Source organism: Neisseria sp. P0009.S010, from assembly GCF_051958545.1.
GTDB lineage: Bacteria > Pseudomonadota > Gammaproteobacteria > Burkholderiales > Neisseriaceae > Neisseria > Neisseria subflava_A.
The window spans coordinates 16,372-33,933 of sequence record NZ_JBQCVH010000003.1 but is presented as its reverse complement, the minus strand read 5'-3'; the positions used below and the strand labels follow the sequence as shown (position 1 = coordinate 33,933).

General features: G+C 49.1%; 14 protein-coding genes and 1 pseudogene. 10 read left to right on the top strand and 5 right to left on the bottom strand.

Going from position 1 to position 17,562, the window contains the following annotated elements; translation table 11 throughout:
* The first annotated feature begins 98 nt into the window (after nucleotides 1–98).
* The 6 genes from corA (at nucleotide 99) to ACTHSN_RS03585 (ending at nucleotide 8,056) form a co-directional block, all read left to right on the top strand.
* The gene (corA, locus tag ACTHSN_RS03610) at nucleotides 99–1,169 is read left to right on the top strand and encodes a magnesium/cobalt transporter CorA (RefSeq protein WP_070583928.1); all 1,071 of its coding nucleotides are present in this window, start codon (nucleotides 99–101) and stop codon (nucleotides 1,167–1,169) included.
* A 117-nt stretch (nucleotides 1,170–1,286) separates the two neighbouring features.
* Nucleotides 1,287–1,769, top strand: a complete 483-nt coding sequence (locus tag ACTHSN_RS03605) for an acyl-CoA thioesterase (protein ID WP_128582619.1) — start codon at nucleotides 1,287–1,289, stop codon at nucleotides 1,767–1,769.
* Between the two features lie 127 nt (nucleotides 1,770–1,896).
* Nucleotides 1,897–4,668 (top strand): DNA gyrase subunit A, encoded by a 2,772-nt coding sequence (gyrA, locus tag ACTHSN_RS03600; RefSeq protein WP_049335215.1) that lies wholly within the window; start codon nucleotides 1,897–1,899, stop codon nucleotides 4,666–4,668.
* A 64-nt stretch (nucleotides 4,669–4,732) separates the two neighbouring features.
* Nucleotides 4,733–6,574, top strand: coding sequence for an excinuclease ABC subunit UvrC (gene uvrC, locus ACTHSN_RS03595; protein ID WP_114926207.1), 1,842 nt, complete (start codon nucleotides 4,733–4,735; stop codon nucleotides 6,572–6,574).
* Nucleotides 6,575–6,601: 27 nt separating this feature from the next.
* Nucleotides 6,602–7,351 carry a type I 3-dehydroquinate dehydratase gene (gene aroD, locus ACTHSN_RS03590; protein ID WP_311476202.1) on the top strand — a complete coding sequence of 250 codons (750 nt, stop codon included), beginning with the start codon at nucleotides 6,602–6,604 and terminating at the stop codon, nucleotides 7,349–7,351.
* Between the two features lie 135 nt (nucleotides 7,352–7,486).
* On the top strand, nucleotides 7,487–8,056 hold the full coding sequence (locus tag ACTHSN_RS03585; RefSeq protein WP_311476203.1) for an acetate uptake transporter: 570 nt from the start codon (nucleotides 7,487–7,489) through the stop codon (nucleotides 8,054–8,056).
* Between the two features lie 77 nt (nucleotides 8,057–8,133).
* Here ACTHSN_RS03585 and yfaE read toward each other — a convergent pair whose 3' ends face one another.
* From yfaE to nrdA, 3 genes are all read right to left on the bottom strand, one after another.
* Complete coding sequence (yfaE, locus tag ACTHSN_RS03580) at nucleotides 8,134–8,433, bottom strand: class I ribonucleotide reductase maintenance protein YfaE (RefSeq protein ID WP_003686421.1); 300 nt, start codon at nucleotides 8,431–8,433, stop codon at nucleotides 8,134–8,136.
* A gap of 105 nt (nucleotides 8,434–8,538) precedes the next feature.
* Nucleotides 8,539–9,672: a class Ia ribonucleoside-diphosphate reductase subunit beta gene (nrdB, locus tag ACTHSN_RS03575; protein WP_039863698.1), complete on the bottom strand. Its 1,134-nt coding sequence runs from the start codon at nucleotides 9,670–9,672 to the stop codon at nucleotides 8,539–8,541.
* Nucleotides 9,673–9,984: 312 nt separating this feature from the next.
* On the bottom strand, nucleotides 9,985–12,264 hold the full coding sequence (gene nrdA / locus ACTHSN_RS03570) for a class 1a ribonucleoside-diphosphate reductase subunit alpha (protein ID WP_440365085.1): 2,280 nt from the start codon (nucleotides 12,262–12,264) through the stop codon (nucleotides 9,985–9,987).
* 405 nt (nucleotides 12,265–12,669) lie between these two features.
* Between nrdA and ACTHSN_RS03565 the strand changes: the two genes are divergently transcribed.
* Nucleotides 12,670–13,002 (top strand): stress response protein, encoded by a 333-nt coding sequence (locus ACTHSN_RS03565; RefSeq protein WP_440365084.1) that lies wholly within the window; start codon nucleotides 12,670–12,672, stop codon nucleotides 13,000–13,002.
* A 51-nt stretch (nucleotides 13,003–13,053) separates the two neighbouring features.
* Here ACTHSN_RS03565 and ACTHSN_RS03560 read toward each other — a convergent pair whose 3' ends face one another.
* Together ACTHSN_RS03560 and ACTHSN_RS03555 are read right to left on the bottom strand one after the other, a co-directional pair.
* Complete coding sequence (locus ACTHSN_RS03560) at nucleotides 13,054–13,788, bottom strand: epoxyqueuosine reductase QueH (RefSeq protein WP_440365083.1); 735 nt, start codon at nucleotides 13,786–13,788, stop codon at nucleotides 13,054–13,056.
* A gap of 112 nt (nucleotides 13,789–13,900) precedes the next feature.
* A pseudogene (locus ACTHSN_RS03555) lies at nucleotides 13,901–15,338 on the bottom strand (patatin-like phospholipase family protein).
* A gap of 140 nt (nucleotides 15,339–15,478) precedes the next feature.
* Between ACTHSN_RS03555 and recO the strand changes: the two are divergent.
* The 3 genes from recO to acpS all read left to right on the top strand — a co-directional run bounded on the left by recO (nucleotide 15,479) and on the right by acpS (nucleotide 17,491).
* Nucleotides 15,479–16,222, top strand: coding sequence for a DNA repair protein RecO (recO, locus tag ACTHSN_RS03550; protein WP_070824286.1), 744 nt, complete (start codon nucleotides 15,479–15,481; stop codon nucleotides 16,220–16,222).
* 68 nt (nucleotides 16,223–16,290) lie between these two features.
* Nucleotides 16,291–17,019 (top strand): pyridoxine 5'-phosphate synthase, encoded by a 729-nt coding sequence (pdxJ, locus tag ACTHSN_RS03545; RefSeq protein WP_070589100.1) that lies wholly within the window; start codon nucleotides 16,291–16,293, stop codon nucleotides 17,017–17,019.
* Between the two features lie 94 nt (nucleotides 17,020–17,113).
* Nucleotides 17,114–17,491, top strand: a complete 378-nt coding sequence (acpS, locus tag ACTHSN_RS03540; RefSeq protein WP_070588493.1) for a holo-ACP synthase — start codon at nucleotides 17,114–17,116, stop codon at nucleotides 17,489–17,491.
* The last annotated feature ends 71 nt before the right edge of the window (nucleotides 17,492–17,562 follow it).

Here is a 17,562-nt window from a genome sequence, read left to right as displayed (position 1 = left end):
AGCGTTGATCGATATTGTCAGGCCGTCTGAAAATTTGTTTTCAGACGGCCTTTTCTGTCTGTACAATTCATTCTAACTAAAAAACATGATTTATTTTTATGAGCAAACCAGCCAATCCAGTTGAGACAACCGACAATCTGCAAGACCAAACCATGCAGCGCAGCAATACCGACAATGCGCCGCGTTCTGCTATCCATCAAACCTTGTATTCCGCCGATACCTTTGCTCAGCATGATTATCTTGCCGGAAAAAACTTGCCCGATATTGCCCGCCCGCAAGAAGGTCAAATCAACTGGCTGCATTTTGTCGGCATCAATGATGTTGTCTTGCTCAAACACGCGCTTGAGCCTTACGGCATTCATGAGCTGGTTATTGAAGATATTCTCAGCCGCAAACAGCGTCCGAAAATTGAAGACTACGGCAGCTATGTTTTTACTGCCGCACAGGTTTACCACTATACCTCCACAGGCAAGCTCCATTCCGACCAAGTGTATGTGATTATCGGCAAAGATTTTGTGTTGTCTTTCCAACAAAAACCGTTGGGCTTGTTCAGCCATCTCCGCCGGCAGATGCACGAAAATCCACACAATATTTTGAACAAAAATACAGCGTTTCTTGCTTATTGCCTGCTTGACCGTATTGTAGATGACTATTTCATCGTTTTGGAGTCGTACAACAACCGTGTCGAAGTAATAGACAAGTCCCTGTTTAAAAATGAAAACAGCGATATTCTCAGTAAGATTCACCGCCTCAAGCGCGATGCCGTCCGTCTGCGGCGCACGCTTTTGCCATTGCGCGATGTGTTCTACCAACTGGCCGTACGCGGCGATTTTGCTATTTTCAAAGGCGAATCGACCGTCTATTTGCGCGACGTGTACGACCACAATATGCAGCTTATCGAATCGCTTGATGCCTCGCGTGATATGGTGTTGAGCATGATGGACATTTACCTTTCCTTCCAATCCAACCGCATGAACCAGCAAATGCGCGTGTTGACGGTTATCACCATCATCTTTATGCCGCTGACCGTCATCACCGGTATCTACGGCATGAACTTCGACAATATGCCCGAGCTGCATTGGCATTACGGCTATTTCATGGTTTTGGGTGTGATGCTGTGCATCATCATCGGACTGCTGATTTTCTTTTCGCGTAGAAAATGGTTATGATCAGGTGTGGCAGATTGAATTTTTCCACTCAAAAACGGTAGAATCAAAATTCCTACAAAACATGCCGTCTGAAATAACAGGCGGCCTTAAAAACAAACCACTTCAAGAGGTCAAACCATGGAACAAGCACGCCAACTTCCTTCTCACGAACTCATCATGTCCGAGCTGATGATGCCGGATACGGCAAACTTCAGCGGCAACGTCCACGGTGGCGAATTATTGCGCTTGCTCGACCAAGTCGCTTATTCCTGTGCCAGCCGATACAGCGGCAACTACTGCGTTACCTTGTCTGTCGATAAAGTTTTGTTTAAAGAGCCTATCCATGTCGGCGAACTGGTAACCTTTTACGCCAGCATTAACTACACCGGCCGCACTTCTATGGAAGTCGGCATCCGTGTAGAAGCGCAAAACATCCGCACCGGTGAAGTGCGCCATACCAACAGCTGCTACTTCACCATGGTTGCCGTAGAAGACGGCAAGCCGGTTGCCGTGCCACCTTTGGAAATCAATACATCGCGCCAACGTTGCCGTTATGAAAAGGCTAAAAAGCGCAAAGCATTGAGCTTGCAGGCTTCCGATGAAGATTCTTGCAGCAACTAAATTGAATTTATTAAATAACGAAGGCCGTCTGAAATCCTGTTTCAGACGGCCTTCACGCAAAAGCCATAAACCGCTTGTTTTGTGGTAGAATCAACAAGATTTTTGCCATACGAAATTACAGATAATCATGACCGACGCAACCATCCGCAACGACCATAAATTTGCACTTGAAACCCTGCCTGTCAGCCTTGAAGACGAAATGCGCAAGAGCTACCTCGATTACGCCATGAGCGTGATTGTGGGCCGAGCCCTGCCGGATGTCCGCGACGGTCTCAAGCCGGTACACCGCCGCGTGTTGTACGCGATGCACGAGTTGAAAAACAACTGGAATTCCGCCTATAAAAAATCGGCGCGTATCGTCGGCGACGTTATTGGTAAATACCACCCCCACGGCGATACAGCCGTTTACGACACCATCGTCCGTATGGCGCAAGACTTCTCCATGCGTTATGTACTGATCGACGGTCAGGGCAACTTCGGTTCTGTCGACGGCTTGGCCGCAGCAGCCATGCGTTATACCGAAATCCGCATGGAAAAAATTTCCCATGAAATGCTGGCGGATATCGAGGAAGAAACCGTTAATTTCGGCCCCAACTATGACGGTAGCGAACATGAGCCGCTGGTATTGCCGACCCGTTTCCCTGCGCTGTTAGTCAATGGTTCGTCCGGTATTGCCGTCGGTATGGCAACCAATATCCCGCCGCACAATTTGGGCGATACCATCAATGCCTGCCTACGTTTGTTGGACGAGCCTGAAACTGAAATCGACGAGCTGATCAATATCATCCAAGCGCCCGATTTCCCAACAGGCGCAACTATTTACGGTTTGAGCGGCGTTCGCGAAGGCTATAAAACCGGCCGTGGCCGCGTGGTAATGCGCGGTAAAACCCATATTGAGCCTATTGGTAAAAATGGCGAACGCGAAGCCATCGTTATCGATGAAATCCCATATCAAGTAAACAAAGCCAAGCTGGTTGAGAAAATCGGCGAGTTGGTACGCGAAAAAACGCTGGAAGGCGTATCCGACCTGCGCGACGAGTCCGACAAATCCGGTATGCGTGTCGTAATCGAATTGAAACGCAATGAAAATGCCGAAGTCGTTTTGAACCAACTCTATAAACTGACCCAGCTGCAAGACAGCTTCGGTATCAACATGGTGGCCTTGGTTGACGGCCAGCCGCGTCTGCTGAACCTGAAACAAATCCTGTCCGAGTTCCTGCGCCACCGTCGCGAAGTCGTTACCCGTCGTACTTTATTCCGCCTGAAAAAAGCGCGTCATGAAGGCCATATTGCCGAAGGTAAAGCGGTGGCCTTGTCCAATATCGACGAAATCATTCGTCTGATCAAAGAATCTGCCAATGCGCCGGAAGCCAAAGAAAAACTGCTGTCCCGCCCATGGCGCAGCAGCTTGGTTGAAGACATGCTCAGCCGTACCGATTTAGACCTGCACATGATGCGCCCTGAAGGCTTGCCAGAGAATTTGGGTCTGCACAGTCAAGGCTATTATCTGAGCGAATTGCAAGCCGATGCCATCCTGCGCATGAGCCTGCGTAACCTGACCGGCCTCGATCAGGAAGAAATTGTCGGCGAATATAAAAACCTGATGAGTAAAATCATTGATTTCGTGGATATTCTTTCCAAACCAGAGCGCGTTACCCAAATCATCCGCGAAGAATTGGCAGACATCAAAGCCAACTTCGGCGATGAGCGTCGCAGCGAAATCAATCCGTTTGGCGGCGATATCGCCGATGAAGACCTGATTCCGCAACGCGAAATGGTCGTTACCCTGACTCATGGCGGCTACATCAAAACCCAGCCGACTACCGATTATCAGGCGCAACGTCGCGGCGGCCGCGGCAAACAGGCAGCGGCAACCAAAGACGAAGACTTTATCGAAACCCTGTTTGTTGCCAACACGCATGATTATTTGATGTGCTTCACCAACTTGGGCAAGTGCCATTGGATTAAAGTGTACAAACTGCCGGAAGGTGGCCGCAACAGCCGCGGACGTCCGATTAACAACGTTATCCAATTGGAAGAAGGCGAAAAAGTCAGCGCCATCTTGGCCGTCCGCGAGTTCCCGGAAGACCAATACGTCTTCTTCGCTACTGCACAAGGCATGGTGAAAAAAGTCCAGCTGTCTGCGTTTAAAAACGTCCGCAGCCAAGGCATCAAAGCCATCGCGCTTAAAGAAGGCGATTACTTGGTCGGCGCAGCGCAAACCGGCGGTGCGGACGACATTATGTTGTTCTCCAACTTGGGCAAAGCCATCCGCTTTAACGAATATTGGGAAAAATCCGGTAACGATGAAGCAGAAGATGCAGATATCGAAACCGAAAACGAAGATTCAGACGGCCTGGATGATGAAAATGCCGAAAACGCATTGCCAAGCGGCAAACACGGTGTCCGTCCGTCCGGTCGCGGCAGCGGCGGTTTGCGCGGTATGCGCCTGCCGGCCGATGGCAAGATTGTCAGCTTGATTACCTTCGCCCCCGAGGCCGAGCAAAGCGACTTGCAAGTATTGACTGCTACCGCCAACGGCTATGGCAAACGTACCCCGATTGCCGATTACAGCCGTAAAAACAAAGGTGGACAAGGCAATATCGCCATCAATACCGGCGAGCGTAACGGCGATTTGGTTGCCGCCACTTTGGTTAGCGAAACCGATGACCTGATGCTGATTACCAGCGGCGGCGTCCTGATTCGTACCAAAGTTGAGCAAATCCGCGAGACCGGTCGTGCTGCCGCAGGTGTCCGCCTGATTAATCTGGATGAAGGTGAAACCTTGGTCAGTTTGGAGCGTGTGGCCGAAGAGGCTGAAGATGAAGCTGCTCTGGAAAGCGATGCAGCTGAAAACCAAGTGGTAGAAGCTGAAGATACCCCGTCTCAAGAATCTTAAACCTCAATGAACAAGGCCGTCTGAAAAGTTTTCAGACGGCCTGCTTATTCCAAAAGAAAATCCCGTGAGCGCAACCGAACCGTTCGATTTACCACTTTTTCTAAAAAATCTGCCCAATCTGCCGGGCGTGTACCGTTTTTTTGATGAAGACAACAATGTTTTGTATGTCGGCAAAGCGGTCAATCTCAAGCGGCGCGTTTCCAGCTATTTCCAAAAAAACGATCATTCTCCGCGCATCGCATTGATGGTAAAACAGGTTCACCATATCGAAACCACCATCACGCGTTCCGAAGCCGAAGCGCTGATTCTCGAAAACAACTTCATTAAAGCTCTATCGCCGAAATACAATATTCTTTTCCGCGATGACAAAAGCTATCCTTATTTGATGCTCAGCGGCCATCAATATCCGCAAATGGCGTATTACCGCGGTACGCTGAAAAAGCCTAATCAATATTTCGGCCCGTATCCCAACAGCAATGCCGTGCGCGACAGCATTCAAGTGTTGCAAAAAGTCTTTATGCTGCGTACCTGCGAAGACAGTGTATTCGAGCATCGCGACCGTCCTTGTCTGCTGTACCAAATCAAACGCTGCACCGCGCCTTGTGTCGGCCACATCAGCGAAGAAGATTATCGCGACAGCGTGCGTGAAGCCGCGACTTTCCTCAATGGCAAAACCGACGAATTGACGCGCACCTTGCAACACAAAATGCAAACCGCCGCCGCCAATCTGCAATTTGAAGAAGCCGCCCGTTACCGCGATCAAATTCAAGCGCTCGGCATCATGCAGAGTAATCAGTTTATCGACAGCAAAAATCCAAACAATCCCAACGATATCGATTTGCTTGCGCTGGCGGTTTCAGACGGCCTGGTTTGCGTACACTGGGTCAGCATCCGCGGCGGACGGCATGTAGGCGACAAAAGCTTTTTCCCCGACACCAAAAACGATCCCGAGCCAAACGGACAAGATTACGCCGAAGCCTTCGTCGCCCAACATTATTTGGGCAAAAGCAAACCCGACATCATCATCAGCAACTTTCCCGTTCCCGATGCATTGAAAGAGGCTTTGGAAGGCGAACACGGCAAGCAGATGCAATTTGTCACCAAGACCATAGGCGAACGCAAAGTCTGGTTGAAAATGGCGGAGCAAAACGCACAAATGGCGATTGCACAACGCCGCCTGCAACAAAGTAGCCAGCAACACCGTATTGATGAACTGGCCAAAATCCTCGGCATGGATTCAGACGGCCTCAACCGCCTTGAATGTTTCGATATCAGCCACACGCAAGGCGAGGCCACTATTGCATCCTGCGTTGTGTACGATGAGCAAAACATCCAGCCTTCGCAATACCGCCGCTACAACATCACGACTGCCAAACCCGGCGACGACTACGCCGCCATGCGCGAAGTCCTAACGCGCCGTTACGGCAAAATGCAGGAAGCAGAAGCCAACGGCGAAAGCGTCAAATGGCCGGATGTCGTGTTAATTGACGGCGGCAAAGGGCAAATCGGCGTAGCCGTATCGGTATGGGAAGAACTCGGGCTGCACATTCCTTTGGTCGGTATCGCCAAAGGCCCCGAGCGCAAAGCCGGTATGGAAGAACTCATACTGCCATTTACCGGCGAAGTCTTTCGCCTGCCGCCCAACAGCCCGGCCTTGCATTTATTGCAAACCGTACGCGATGAATCGCACCGCTTTGCCATCACAGGCCACCGAAAAAAACGCGACAAAGCACGCGTTACTTCCTCACTCAGCGAAATCCCCGGTATCGGCAGCAAACGCCGCCAAGCATTGCTTACTCGATTCGGCGGTCTGCGCGGTGTGATTGCGGCCAGCCGCGAGGACTTGGAAAAAGTGGAAGGCATCAGTAAAGCATTAGCGGAAACCATTTATGAGCATCTGCACTGATTGGCTTGAAGAGCAAAAAGGAACAATATGAAACCTGTCATCATCAAAAATATCGAGATCGGCAAAGGTCTACCTAAAATTGCCGTGCCGCTGGTGGCTGCTAATACGCAGGAATTGGCGCAGGCTTTGCGCGTATTGAAAGAGACGGCTTTTGACATCATTGAATTTCGTGCGGATTTTTTTCAAGAAGCGCTTGATGCCGATTTTATTGCCGAGCAATTAAGCATTGTTCGACAGGCTTTTCCTGACAAGCCCTTGCTGTTTACGTTTAGAAGGGCGCAAGAGGGCGGCAATACGCCTTGTTCGGAAGACTATTATTTTGAATTATTGGAAAAAATCATCCGTTCCAAACAAGCCGATATTATCGACATCGAGCTTTTTGCCGAGGAGGGCGGCGTCAAACAAACCATCGCTTTGACGCATAAATATCAAGCTGCCGCCTTGCTTTGCAATCACGATTTTCAAGCCACGCCGTCTTTGGCAGACATTACAGGCCGTCTGAAAACAATGGCCGAGTGGGGCGCGGATATCTGCAAAATTGCCGTCATGCCGCAATCGCCGCAAGATGTGTTGACCCTGTTGCAGGCAACATATGATGTTTCACAAATTATCGACCGCCCGATTATTACTATGTCCATGGGTAAAACCGGAGCTGTCAGCCGCTTGGCCGGTTCGACTTTCGGCTCAGCCGTCACCTTTGGCGCGGCACAAAAAACGTCGGCACCCGGCCAAATTGATGCTAATGAATTGAGGAAAATCTTGGCAATTTTGGGATAGTTTAATTATTAATATTCAAGGCCGTCTGAAAAATATTTTTCAGACGGCCTGATTTTTTTAAATTTTTTTCTTTTAATTTTGAATAAAACCTGTAACAATGAGTTTCCTATTTCTAATAACTAGAGGAGAAATAAAATGACTACTACTAAAGAAAACCTGGCGAACCCTGGTCCTGTCGGCTTGTGCGGCTTTGCATTGACAACTTGGTTGCTCAGTCTGATTAACGGCGGCTTTTTTACTGCTCAAGAGGGTGTCGGCTTAGTTTTGGGCATGGCTCTCGCCTTTGGTGGTATCGCCCAAGTTATTGCCGGTATGTTTGAGTTCAAGAAAGGCAATACGTTTGGCTTTACCGCTTTTATCAGCTATGGCGCCTTCTGGTGGACATGGGCTTTGTTTACCATCTTTTTTAAAGGTGAAACAGCCCCGGCATTTATCGGTTGGTATCTCTGCGTATGGGGTATGTTTTCGCTGATGATGTTTGTGGCCACCTTGACCAAGCCTAAAGTATTGAGCGGTATTTTCTTTTTCTTGACACTGACGTTCTTTGCTTTGGGTATTGGCGATGGCATGGAAAATCATAGCATCGTCCATATCGGCGGTTGCTTAGGCTTGGTAACTGCACTTGGTGCGTTCTACTTGGCAGCGGCAGAGGTCATCAACGAATCTTTCGGCCGTACTGTTTTGCCAGTTGGTGAGCGTAAATAAGCTTAACCATACAAAATGCCGTCTGAACGGTGGAAATGAAATCAAAGATTTCGACCGCAATGTTCAGACGGCATTTTTTATTTGTCTTCAAATAAATCGACATCAAATAAATCCGGCTCTTTGATGCGCTCCCGACAATCGAGTTTGATGTCTTCAGTAACTCGGCAGCAGCACGGCAAAATTTCTCCGGGCGCGACAAAAGCGAGCGGAAAATTATCATAAGAGACTTTCCCATCCAAGATTTTAACCCGACATGAACCGCAATAACCGCTGCGACATTGGTATTCAACTTCGTGTCCGGTGCGCTCCAAGCCCTCCAATAAGGTTTCGCCTTGTTGGAGTTGGAAGGTTTTGTCGTGTGTGCTAATGAGTGCCATGTGATTAATTTGGATTGGAAAGGCCGTCTGAAACGGTGTAAAGACGAAATCAAAGATTTCTGCCACACCGTTCAGACGGCCTTAATCATAAAACCGAATGTTCGATTACAGCTCGAAATCGCCCAAATCGTCGGCATTGACTTCCGAATCAATCTGACCAATCAGGTAAGAGGAAATTTCCACTTCCTGCGGCGCAACCTGTACATTGTCAGAAGACAGCCATGCGTTAATCCAAGGAATCGGGTTTTGGGTCGCACCCTCAAATCCGGCTGGAAGGCCAACCGCCTGCATACGCAGATTGGTAATGTATTCAACGTATTGAGCCAGAATTTCCTTGTTCAGACCAATCATCGAACCGTCTTTAAACAGATAGGCCGCCCATTCTTTTTCCTGCTCGGCTGCTTTTTTGAAGAGGTTGAAGCATTCGTCCTGCAATTCATTCGCAATTTCAGCCATTTCAGGATCATCGGCACCAGCGCGCATCAGGTTGAGCATATGCTGGGTGCTGGTCAGGTGCAGGGCTTCGTCACGGGCAATCAGTTTGATGATTTTAGCGTTGCCTTCCATCAATTCGCGCTCAGCAAAGGCAAATGAGCAGGCGAATGAAACGTAGAAGCGGATGGCTTCCAACACGTTGACGCACATCAGGCAGAGATAGAGCTTTTTCTTCAACTCACGCAAAGATACGGTAACAAGTTTGCCGCCGATATTGTGCGAACCTTCGCCCAACAGATTGTAATATTGGGTGTATTCAATCAAATCATCGTAATAGCAGGCAATGTCTTCCGCACGGGCGATGATGTATTTGTTTTGCACAATATCATCAAACACGACTGACGGATCATTCACGATATTGCGGATGATGTGGGTATAGCTGCGCGAGTGGATGGTTTCGCTGAAGCTCCACGTTTCAATCCACGTTTCCAGCTCGGGAATCGATACTAAAGGTAAGAACGCAACATTCGGGCTGCGGCCTTGGATCGAATCGAGCAGGGTTTGGTATTTCAGATTGCTGATGAAAATATGTTTTTCGTGTTCAGGCAGATTGGCGTAGTCAATACGGTCGCGCGACACGTCGATTTCTTCCGGCCGCCAGAAAAACGACAGTTGCTTTTCAATCAGTTTCTCAAATACTTCGTATTTCTGCTGGTCATAACGAGCGACATTTACCGGCTGACCAAAAAACATCGGCTCTTTCAACGCGTCGTTTTTGGTCTTGGAAAAGGTGCTGTATGACATAGTTAGGTGTTCGCAGGACATAACGTCTCTCTTTTTAAAAATTAGTCGACTTTTCTATTAATTTTTAATTCACCATATGAAACATGTTGAATTTTATCAATAAATCGCCATGCTAAAATAGCGAAGACTGAAAGAACACTAATAAATATATAAAGTTTATATTCAGCTAAGAATAACCCAATGGTATCCATACTTTTCCTTTTCTGGAAAATAACAACTTAGCTTCATATAGTAGTAGGTACTAATTTAAGAAAATCCTTAAAGCCTTCTACTATCTAGAAGCCTTGGATATATTTCAAAAATCAACCTGTTTTAAATCTTACAAGCCCCTCCAGCGCAGCCATCATCTTGGATATCGGCTTGCGTATCGTCCGCACCATCGCGGGTGTTATGGTAGTACAGGGTTTTGACGCCGTATTTATAGGCGGTCAGCAGGTCTTTCAGCATTTGTTTCATGGAAACTTTGCTGCCTTCAAATTTGTTCGGGTCGTAGGCGGTATTGGCAGAAATCGATTGATCGACGAATTTTTGCATTACGCCAACGAGTTTTAGGTAGCCTTCGTTGCCGGGAAGCTGCCACAGGGTTTCGTAGGCATCTTTTAGGGTTTCAAATTCCGGTACGACTTGTTTCAAAATACCGTCTTTTGATGCTTTAACGCTGACCAGGCCGCGTGGAGGCTCAATGCCGTTGGTGGCGTTGGCAATTTGCGAGCTGGTTTCAGACGGCATGAGTGCGGTCAGGGTAGAGTTGCGCAGGCCGTATTTGACGATGTCGGCGCGCAGGCTTTCCCAGTCGTAGTGCAAAGGCTCGTTGCACACGGCATCCAAGTCTTTTTTGTAGGTGTCGATAGGCAGTTTGCCTTGCGAATAAACGGTTTGGTTGAACAGCGGGCATGCGCCGTATTCTTTGGCAAGGTTTACCGATGCTTTGAGCAGGTAATACTGCATGGCTTCAAAGGTGCGGTGGGTTAGGCCGAGGGCGGAGTCGTCGCTGTAACGTACGCCGTTTTTCGCCAGATAGTAGGCGTAGTTGATGACGCCGATGCCGAGTGTGCGGCGGTTCATGGTTGCGGTGCGTGCTGCTGCAACCGGATAGTCTTGATAATCCAACAGGGCATCAAGTGCGCGTACGGTCAAATCGGCAAGCTCTTCCAGTTCGTCCAAGTTGTTCAACGCGCCCAAGTTGAAGGCGGACAGGGTACACAAAGCAATTTCGCCGTTCGGATCGTTGATGTTGTCCAAAGGTTTGGTCGGCAGGGCGATTTCCATGCACAAGTTGGACTGATGAACAGGCGCAACGCGTGGATCAAACGGGCTGTGCGTGTTGCAGTGGTCAACGTTTTGAATATAGATACGACCGGTACCGGCGCGCTCCTGCATCAGGGTGGAGAACAATTCTGTTGCCGGCAAAGTACGTTTGCGGATGTTTGGGTCTTGCTCGTATTGAGTGTAGAGGCGCTCGAATTCGTCTTGATCGGCGAAGAAGGCATCATACAAACCTGGAACTTCATTTGGCGAGAACAGGGTAATATTGCCGCCTTTAATCAAGCGGGTGTACAGCAGACGGTTGATTTGTACGCCGTAGTCCAGTTGGCGGATACGGTTGTCTTCTACGCCGCGGTTGTTTTTCAATACCAACAGGCTTTCGGCTTCGATGTGCCACAATGGGTAGAACAAGGTTGCAGCGCCGCCGCGTACGCCGCCTTGCGAGCAGGACTTAACCGCCGCTTGGAACATTTTGAAGAATGGGATACAGCCGGTGTGTTGCGCTTCGCCGCCGCGGATTTCACTGCCCAAACCACGAATACGGCCGGCGTTGATGCCGATGCCTGCTCGTTGGGAAACGTATTTTACAATCGCGCTGGTGGTGGCGTTGATGGAGTCGAGGCTGTCGTCGCATTCAATCAACACGCAGCTTGAGAATTGACGGGTAGGCGTACGCACGCCGCTCATGATAGGCGTAGGCAGCGATACTTTGAATGTGGAAACGGCGTCGTAAAAGCGTTTGACGTAATCCAAACGGGTCTCTTTCGGATATTTGCTGAAGAGACACATGGCCACCAAAATGTATAAAAACTGCGGCGTTTCATAAATTTGGCGGGTAACGCGGTTTTGAACCAGATATTTGCCTTCCAGCTGTTTTACGGCAGCATAAGAGAAGGTCATATCGCGGCTGTGGTCGATATAGGCATTCAGCTCGTCGAATTCTTCGCGGCTGTAATCTGCGATGATGTGGCGGTCGTATTTGCCTGCTTCTGTCAGTTTTTTAACGTGATCGTAGAGGTGAGGCGGTTCGAATTCGCCATAAGCGATTTTACGCAGATGGAAAATGGCGAGGCGGGCGGCCAGATATTGATAATCGGGCGTATCTTGTGAGATCAGGTCGGCCGCGGCCTTGATGATGGTCTCATGGATGTCGTCGGTACGGATACCGTTGTAAAACTGAATATGTGATTTGAGCTCGACTTGCGATACGGAGACGTTTTGTAAGCCTTCCGCCGCCCAAGTAACAACGCGATGGATTTTGTCTAAATCGATATTTTCCAAGCGTCCGTCGCGTTTGGTTACTTTAATATTCGTTGCTGCATTCATTATTCAGTCTTCCCATTAAAAAAACACAAGATACGGTATGTGATTGCTTTGAACGGCACAATATAATGTATTTTTCTTTGTTTAACTAGACTTGACAATGCGCTTTTTTCGGGGGCTGATTAAGGAGGGGGAAGGCTCGGACTAGGTTTCATGTGGCTTTGTGGCGATTTGGCATTATTTTGTATTTGCATCACATTTGGTCAGACATTGGCTAGAGGCTTATGAAATAAAGAAATTTATATTCGGCTTCTGTCTAAATAGAAGGTGTGTTAAATTTTGCAAAGCAAGAAGGATAATGTCGTAATTGATGACAATCGCCTGTCATGCAACACATCAGGCAGTTTGTTGATGTATCAGGCGAGGCATATAATGGGATGACTATCCAACCTGAATTGGGAGCGAATCATGTTGATACTTAAAACTTTAGATTCTGCACTGGCAGTGGTTGCTGTATTGAGCTTGGGTACTTATTCTGCCGAAGCGGCGGCCAAACCGCATGGTCATCATGTGAGCAAACACCAGCAGGTGAAGAAAAACAAATTGCATCCTGCTTGTAAGAGATACCTTGAGCGCCGTGCCGCTTGGTATCGTTACAAAGGCAATAAGGCCGAGTTGAGAGAAAACCGAAAAGCGGCAAAAGCGTTCCACGGTTTGCCTTATGCCGAGCAAAAAATTCAATGCCAAGCTGCTTATCAGGCATTTGATGATTTTGATCACGGCAAATTCCGCCGCCGTTAATCGTCTGATTTGATCAAAGGCCGTCTGAATGTTTCAGACGGCCTTTGATATTTATTTCTCAACAATGATTTTGCTTTCGGCTTGAGGCTCGTATTGGGTAGATTCATCACCGTAATACAATACGCCCAGCTTGATGGGTATGCGGCCTTGCGATTTGCGGTGGGCATTGGAATCGCGCAGGGAGTAGGCGCAACCGCAATATTCTTGTTGGTAGAAATGCTCGCGCTTGCTGATTTCAATCATGCGTGCGCTGCCGCCGCCTTTGCGCCAGTTGAAATCCCAATAAACCAAGTCGTCATACGGCTCGGCGGCGCGATGGCCGCAGCCGTTGATCTGTTTCATGTCTTTCCAGCGTGAAATGCCCAGTGAGCTGGTGAAAACATGAAAGCCGTTTTCATGGGCGTATTGAGCCGCTTTTTCAAAACGCATGTCGAAACACATGGTGCAGCGGATACCGCGTTCGGGTTCAAATTCCATGCCTTTGGCTTTGGCGAACCATTCTTTACGGTCGTTTTCGTAGTCGTCGTCTTTATCGACAAAGGGGATGCCGAATTTGTCCGCAAAGCGCATATTTTCTTCTTTACGCAACATATATTCTTTGTGCGGATGAATATTTGGGTTGTAAAAATAAATAGTGTAGTCGATGCCGCTGGCAAGCATGGCTTCCATCACTTCGCCGGAACATGGGGCGCAGCAGGAATGCAGCAGGACTTTCTTATGGCCGCCGGGCGGAACGAGGATGGGGCGGTCAATATCGGTAACGATGGGAGTGTTTAATTCGGTCATGGTTGGATTCTATTTATTGTTAAGTGTTTCAGACGGCCTTGGATATCGAGGCCGTCTGAAATATAAGATGAAGCGTATATTTTAACAGAGCTGCACTTTATGGAACAGTTTGCTACTGCTTTTTCTTTTCGTTCAATGGCTTGAACTCTTGCGCATCAGGAGGCGGGGCTGCGAAGATGGTGTCTGGATTGGGGTGTGCCGCAAATTCTGCCAGTAGGTTGCGATAGTCCAGCGACTGCTTCATCAGTTCTGCGGCGGCGGTGCGCAGGTTGTCCACGTCTTCCGGTGGCAGATAGAAACTGGTCGGGATATTCAATACCTTGTCCCTCAGCCGGGATGGCGGAAGGTCTTTGAGATTGAGGCTGACAAAAGAGAAATAGATATTGTCATTCTGCTTGTCTTTGTTCCATTGATCGACAAAAGCCCTGAAGCGGCGCAAAGACTCTTGCGAATGTTGGTCAATCGGGATATTCACGATGGCGGAAACGACATCGCGTAAGCCGGGTACGGCCGCTTTTTTATCCAAATCGCTGCTGACTTCGTTTTGGGCATTGACGTTGATGACGACAATATGGCGGATTTTGTTTTGTTTGATTTTATGCGTCAGAATTTTTTCCGGATACATTTCCGTCATATCCAAAAGGCTGCGCATGCCCAGATTGTCGGTCAGGCCGCCGTCTATCAGGTGGATGTAGGGGCGGTTTTTGCTGTTGCTGTATTTTTGGAAACGCTCAAAAAATTCTTTTCGGGTTTGCAGCTGTCTTTTACCGGCTTCGCTGTCGGAGACAAGTTGCAGCGGCGGCGTGTATTGGCAATGGCCGCCGTTGTTATTGAGCGTAATCGGTGCGAACACCATAGGCACGGAGCTTGAAGCGGCAACGGCGCGGGCAAGTCGCAAGTCGCCCAAGTCGATACACATCGGGTCGAAATATTCCTGTGTGAAATTGAAACGCTCGCCTATGCCCATATCGGTGGCGGAAATGATGGCAAACGGGCCTTTGGCATTTTTTTCCAAATCGCGGAAAGTGGTTTTACCGAAAAGGTAGTTTTCAAACTGCTCCTGCAACAGATCGCCGCGTCCGTATTCAGGCGAGGCCAGTCGGGGCAGATTGGACATGGAAAATGCTTGTTTGACGACTTGGCGTTGGAAGTTTTGGTGTAGGAAACGTTTATAAAACAAAGGAATGGTTTCTTCGCCCTTGAGTGCAAAATAAGCTGCCAAAACCGATCCGCCGGATACGCCGACCACGACATCGACATTCGACATCAAAGACTGTTTTTTGCCGCCGATGGTAATCTGTTGCTTATGAAGCTGCTCCAACACGCCATAACCCAAAGCCGCCGCACGCGTACCGCCGCCGGAGAACATCAACACAATAAGCGTATCGTCTTCGTCGTTGCGCTGAAGCCGGCTGGTTTCAAAAGCGGTAGCCGCGTTTCAGGTCGACCGTATCAATACCGGCGACAGGCTGATATTTCACCAGCGAGCAGGCGGATAATAGGGCTGCGGAGAGCAGGGAAATGACAGATTTAAAAGGGAATTTCGGCATAAACACAGGAAAGTCGGTTGTTCATTCAAAACGGATTATAAAGGTTTTCAGACGGCCTTTATAGAAGGCGAATTTTCAGACGGCCTTTTTGCGTCGATTTTCCGTTATAATCGACACAATCTTTATCTTTCCAAACCCTTATGGCGCAACCAAACCGCATCAACCACGAACCTATCTTTCTGCTTGCTTCCGCCCCTTGGCGCGAGAGCAGCTTGTGGGTGGAGGCTTTCAGCCGCCGTTATGGGCGGGTGGCTTTGTTGGCCAGAAGCGCGCGCAAACGGCAGAGTGAATTGCGCGGCGTGTTGGTGCCGTTTGTGCCGGTGAGCGCATCTTGGTATGGTTCGCAAGAGTTGAAGACCCTGCATCGCGCCGAATGGATAGGCGGGTGGCCGCAACCGCAGGGCAGGGCTTTGTTCAGCGGATTGTATGTGAACGAGTTGATGCTGAAGTTGACCGTCCGCGAAGACCCGTTGCCCGAGCTTTACGATGTTTTGGCGGAAACCATGAAAACCATCTGTTGCGAGGCCAACCACATTGCCGCTTTGCGCCGTTTTGAATGGTCTCTGTTGACACGCTTGGGCTTTGCCCCCGATTTGTTTCATGACGGCAACGGCAATGAAATTAACGGCGAAGAAACTTATTGGCTCACGCCTGAAGAAGCTGTGGTTCCCCTGGCCGAGGCCGACCGTTTCCATGCGCTTAATAAGGGCGTTGCCGTATTGGGCGCGACTTTAATCGATTTGAGGGAAGGCAGTTTCGTTCATCAGGAAAGCCTCGGTCAGGCTTTGAAAGTAACGCGGCTTTTGATTGACAACCTTCTACCCGAGGGCATCAAGTCTCGGCAGGTTTTGCAGCAGTTGCAGCAGTTTGGTTTGGGCAGTTGAATTTTTTCAGACGGCCTTTGATAGGTAAAGGCTCAGGCCGTCTGAAACCTTAAAGAAAGGACATTATTGTGTTGTTAGGCGTAAACATCGACCATATTGCCACCGTCCGCAATGCGCGCGGTACGATTTATCCCAGCCCTGTCGAAGCGGCGCTGATTGCGGAAACCCACGGCGCAGATTTGATTACCATGCACTTGCGTGAAGACCGCCGCCATATTAAAGATGCGGACGTGTTTGCCGTTAAAAACGCCATCCGTACGCGCCTGAATTTGGAAATGGCGCTGACGGAAGAAATGCTGGAAAATGCGCTCAACGTCATGCCGGAAGACGTGTGCCTTGTGCCTGAAAAACGTCAAGAAGTGACCACTGAAGGCGGTTTGGATGTATTGGCGCAACAGGATAAAGTGGCAGAGTTTACTAAAATCCTGACCGACGCAGGCATCCGCGTGTCCTTGTTTATCGATGCCGACAATGCGCAAATCCAAGCCGCTTATGATGTCGGTGCGCCCGTTATCGAGTTGCACACCGGTGCATATGCCGATGCGCACAGCCACGCCGAGCAAATGAAACAATTCGAGCGCATTCAAAACGGCGCGCATTACGCCAGCGATTTGGGTTTGGTCGTCAACGCCGGACACGGCCTGACCATTCACAACGTTACGCCGATTGCTCAAATTCTCGCCATCCGCGAGTTGAACATCGGCCATTCGCTGATTTCCCAAGCACTCTTCCTCGGCCTGCCTGAAGCTGTCCGCCAAATGAAGGAAGTCATGTTCAGAGCCAGAATGCTGCCTTAACGGCATCAGTATCAGCTATACCGGCTAAGTCGATTTGCTTTGGCCGGTATCCACACTTTCAGACGGCCTGACTATTTAAACAAGGAGCAGACCCATGATTTACGGAATAGGTACAGACATTGTTTCCCTCAAACGCATTATCCGCCTAAACAAAAAATTCGGACTGGCATTTGCGCAACGCATTCTCAGTCCGGAAGAGCTGTTGGAGTTTCCACAGGCAGGCAAGCCGGTCAACTATCTTGCCAAACGCTTTGCCGCCAAGGAGGCTTTTGCCAAAGCCGTCGGGACGGGCATACGTGGCGTGGTGTCTTTCCGCAATATCGGTGTCGGGCATGACGCATTGGGCAAGCCTGAATTGTTTTTTGCACCGGTTTTGAGCAAATGGCTGGAAGAACAGGGTATCCGAAGTTGCCATCTCAGTATGAGCGATGAAGAGGATACCGTCATGGCTTTTGTCATTGCGGAAAAATAAGGCTGGATTTAGGTATTCTGAAAGATAGAATCCTTTTCAGACGGCCTGAAGGGTTAGGTATTTGTTGAAGG

Excerpts from the sequence above, each read along its gene's own strand:
- corA (WP_070583928.1), top strand. The coding sequence starts at position 99 with ATGAGCAAACCAGCCAATCCAGTTGAGACAACCGACAATCTGCAAGAC.
- ACTHSN_RS03605 (WP_128582619.1), top strand. The coding sequence starts at position 1,287 with ATGGAACAAGCACGCCAACTTCCTTCTCACGAACTCATCATGTCCGAG.
- gyrA (WP_049335215.1), top strand. The coding sequence starts at position 1,897 with ATGACCGACGCAACCATCCGCAACGACCATAAATTTGCACTTGAAACC.
- aroD (WP_311476202.1), top strand. The coding sequence starts at position 6,602 with ATGAAACCTGTCATCATCAAAAATATCGAGATCGGCAAAGGTCTACCT.
- ACTHSN_RS03585 (WP_311476203.1), top strand. The coding sequence starts at position 7,487 with ATGACTACTACTAAAGAAAACCTGGCGAACCCTGGTCCTGTCGGCTTG.
- yfaE (WP_003686421.1), bottom strand. The coding sequence starts at position 8,433 with ATGGCACTCATTAGCACACACGACAAAACCTTCCAACTCCAACAAGGC.
- nrdB (WP_039863698.1), bottom strand. The coding sequence starts at position 9,672 with ATGTCATACAGCACCTTTTCCAAGACCAAAAACGACGCGTTGAAAGAG.
- nrdA (WP_440365085.1), bottom strand. The coding sequence starts at position 12,264 with ATGAATGCAGCAACGAATATTAAAGTAACCAAACGCGACGGACGCTTG.
- ACTHSN_RS03565 (WP_440365084.1), top strand. The coding sequence starts at position 12,670 with ATGTTGATACTTAAAACTTTAGATTCTGCACTGGCAGTGGTTGCTGTA.
- ACTHSN_RS03560 (WP_440365083.1), bottom strand. The coding sequence starts at position 13,788 with ATGACCGAATTAAACACTCCCATCGTTACCGATATTGACCGCCCCATC.
- recO (WP_070824286.1), top strand. The coding sequence starts at position 15,479 with ATGGCGCAACCAAACCGCATCAACCACGAACCTATCTTTCTGCTTGCT.
- acpS (WP_070588493.1), top strand. The coding sequence starts at position 17,114 with ATGATTTACGGAATAGGTACAGACATTGTTTCCCTCAAACGCATTATC.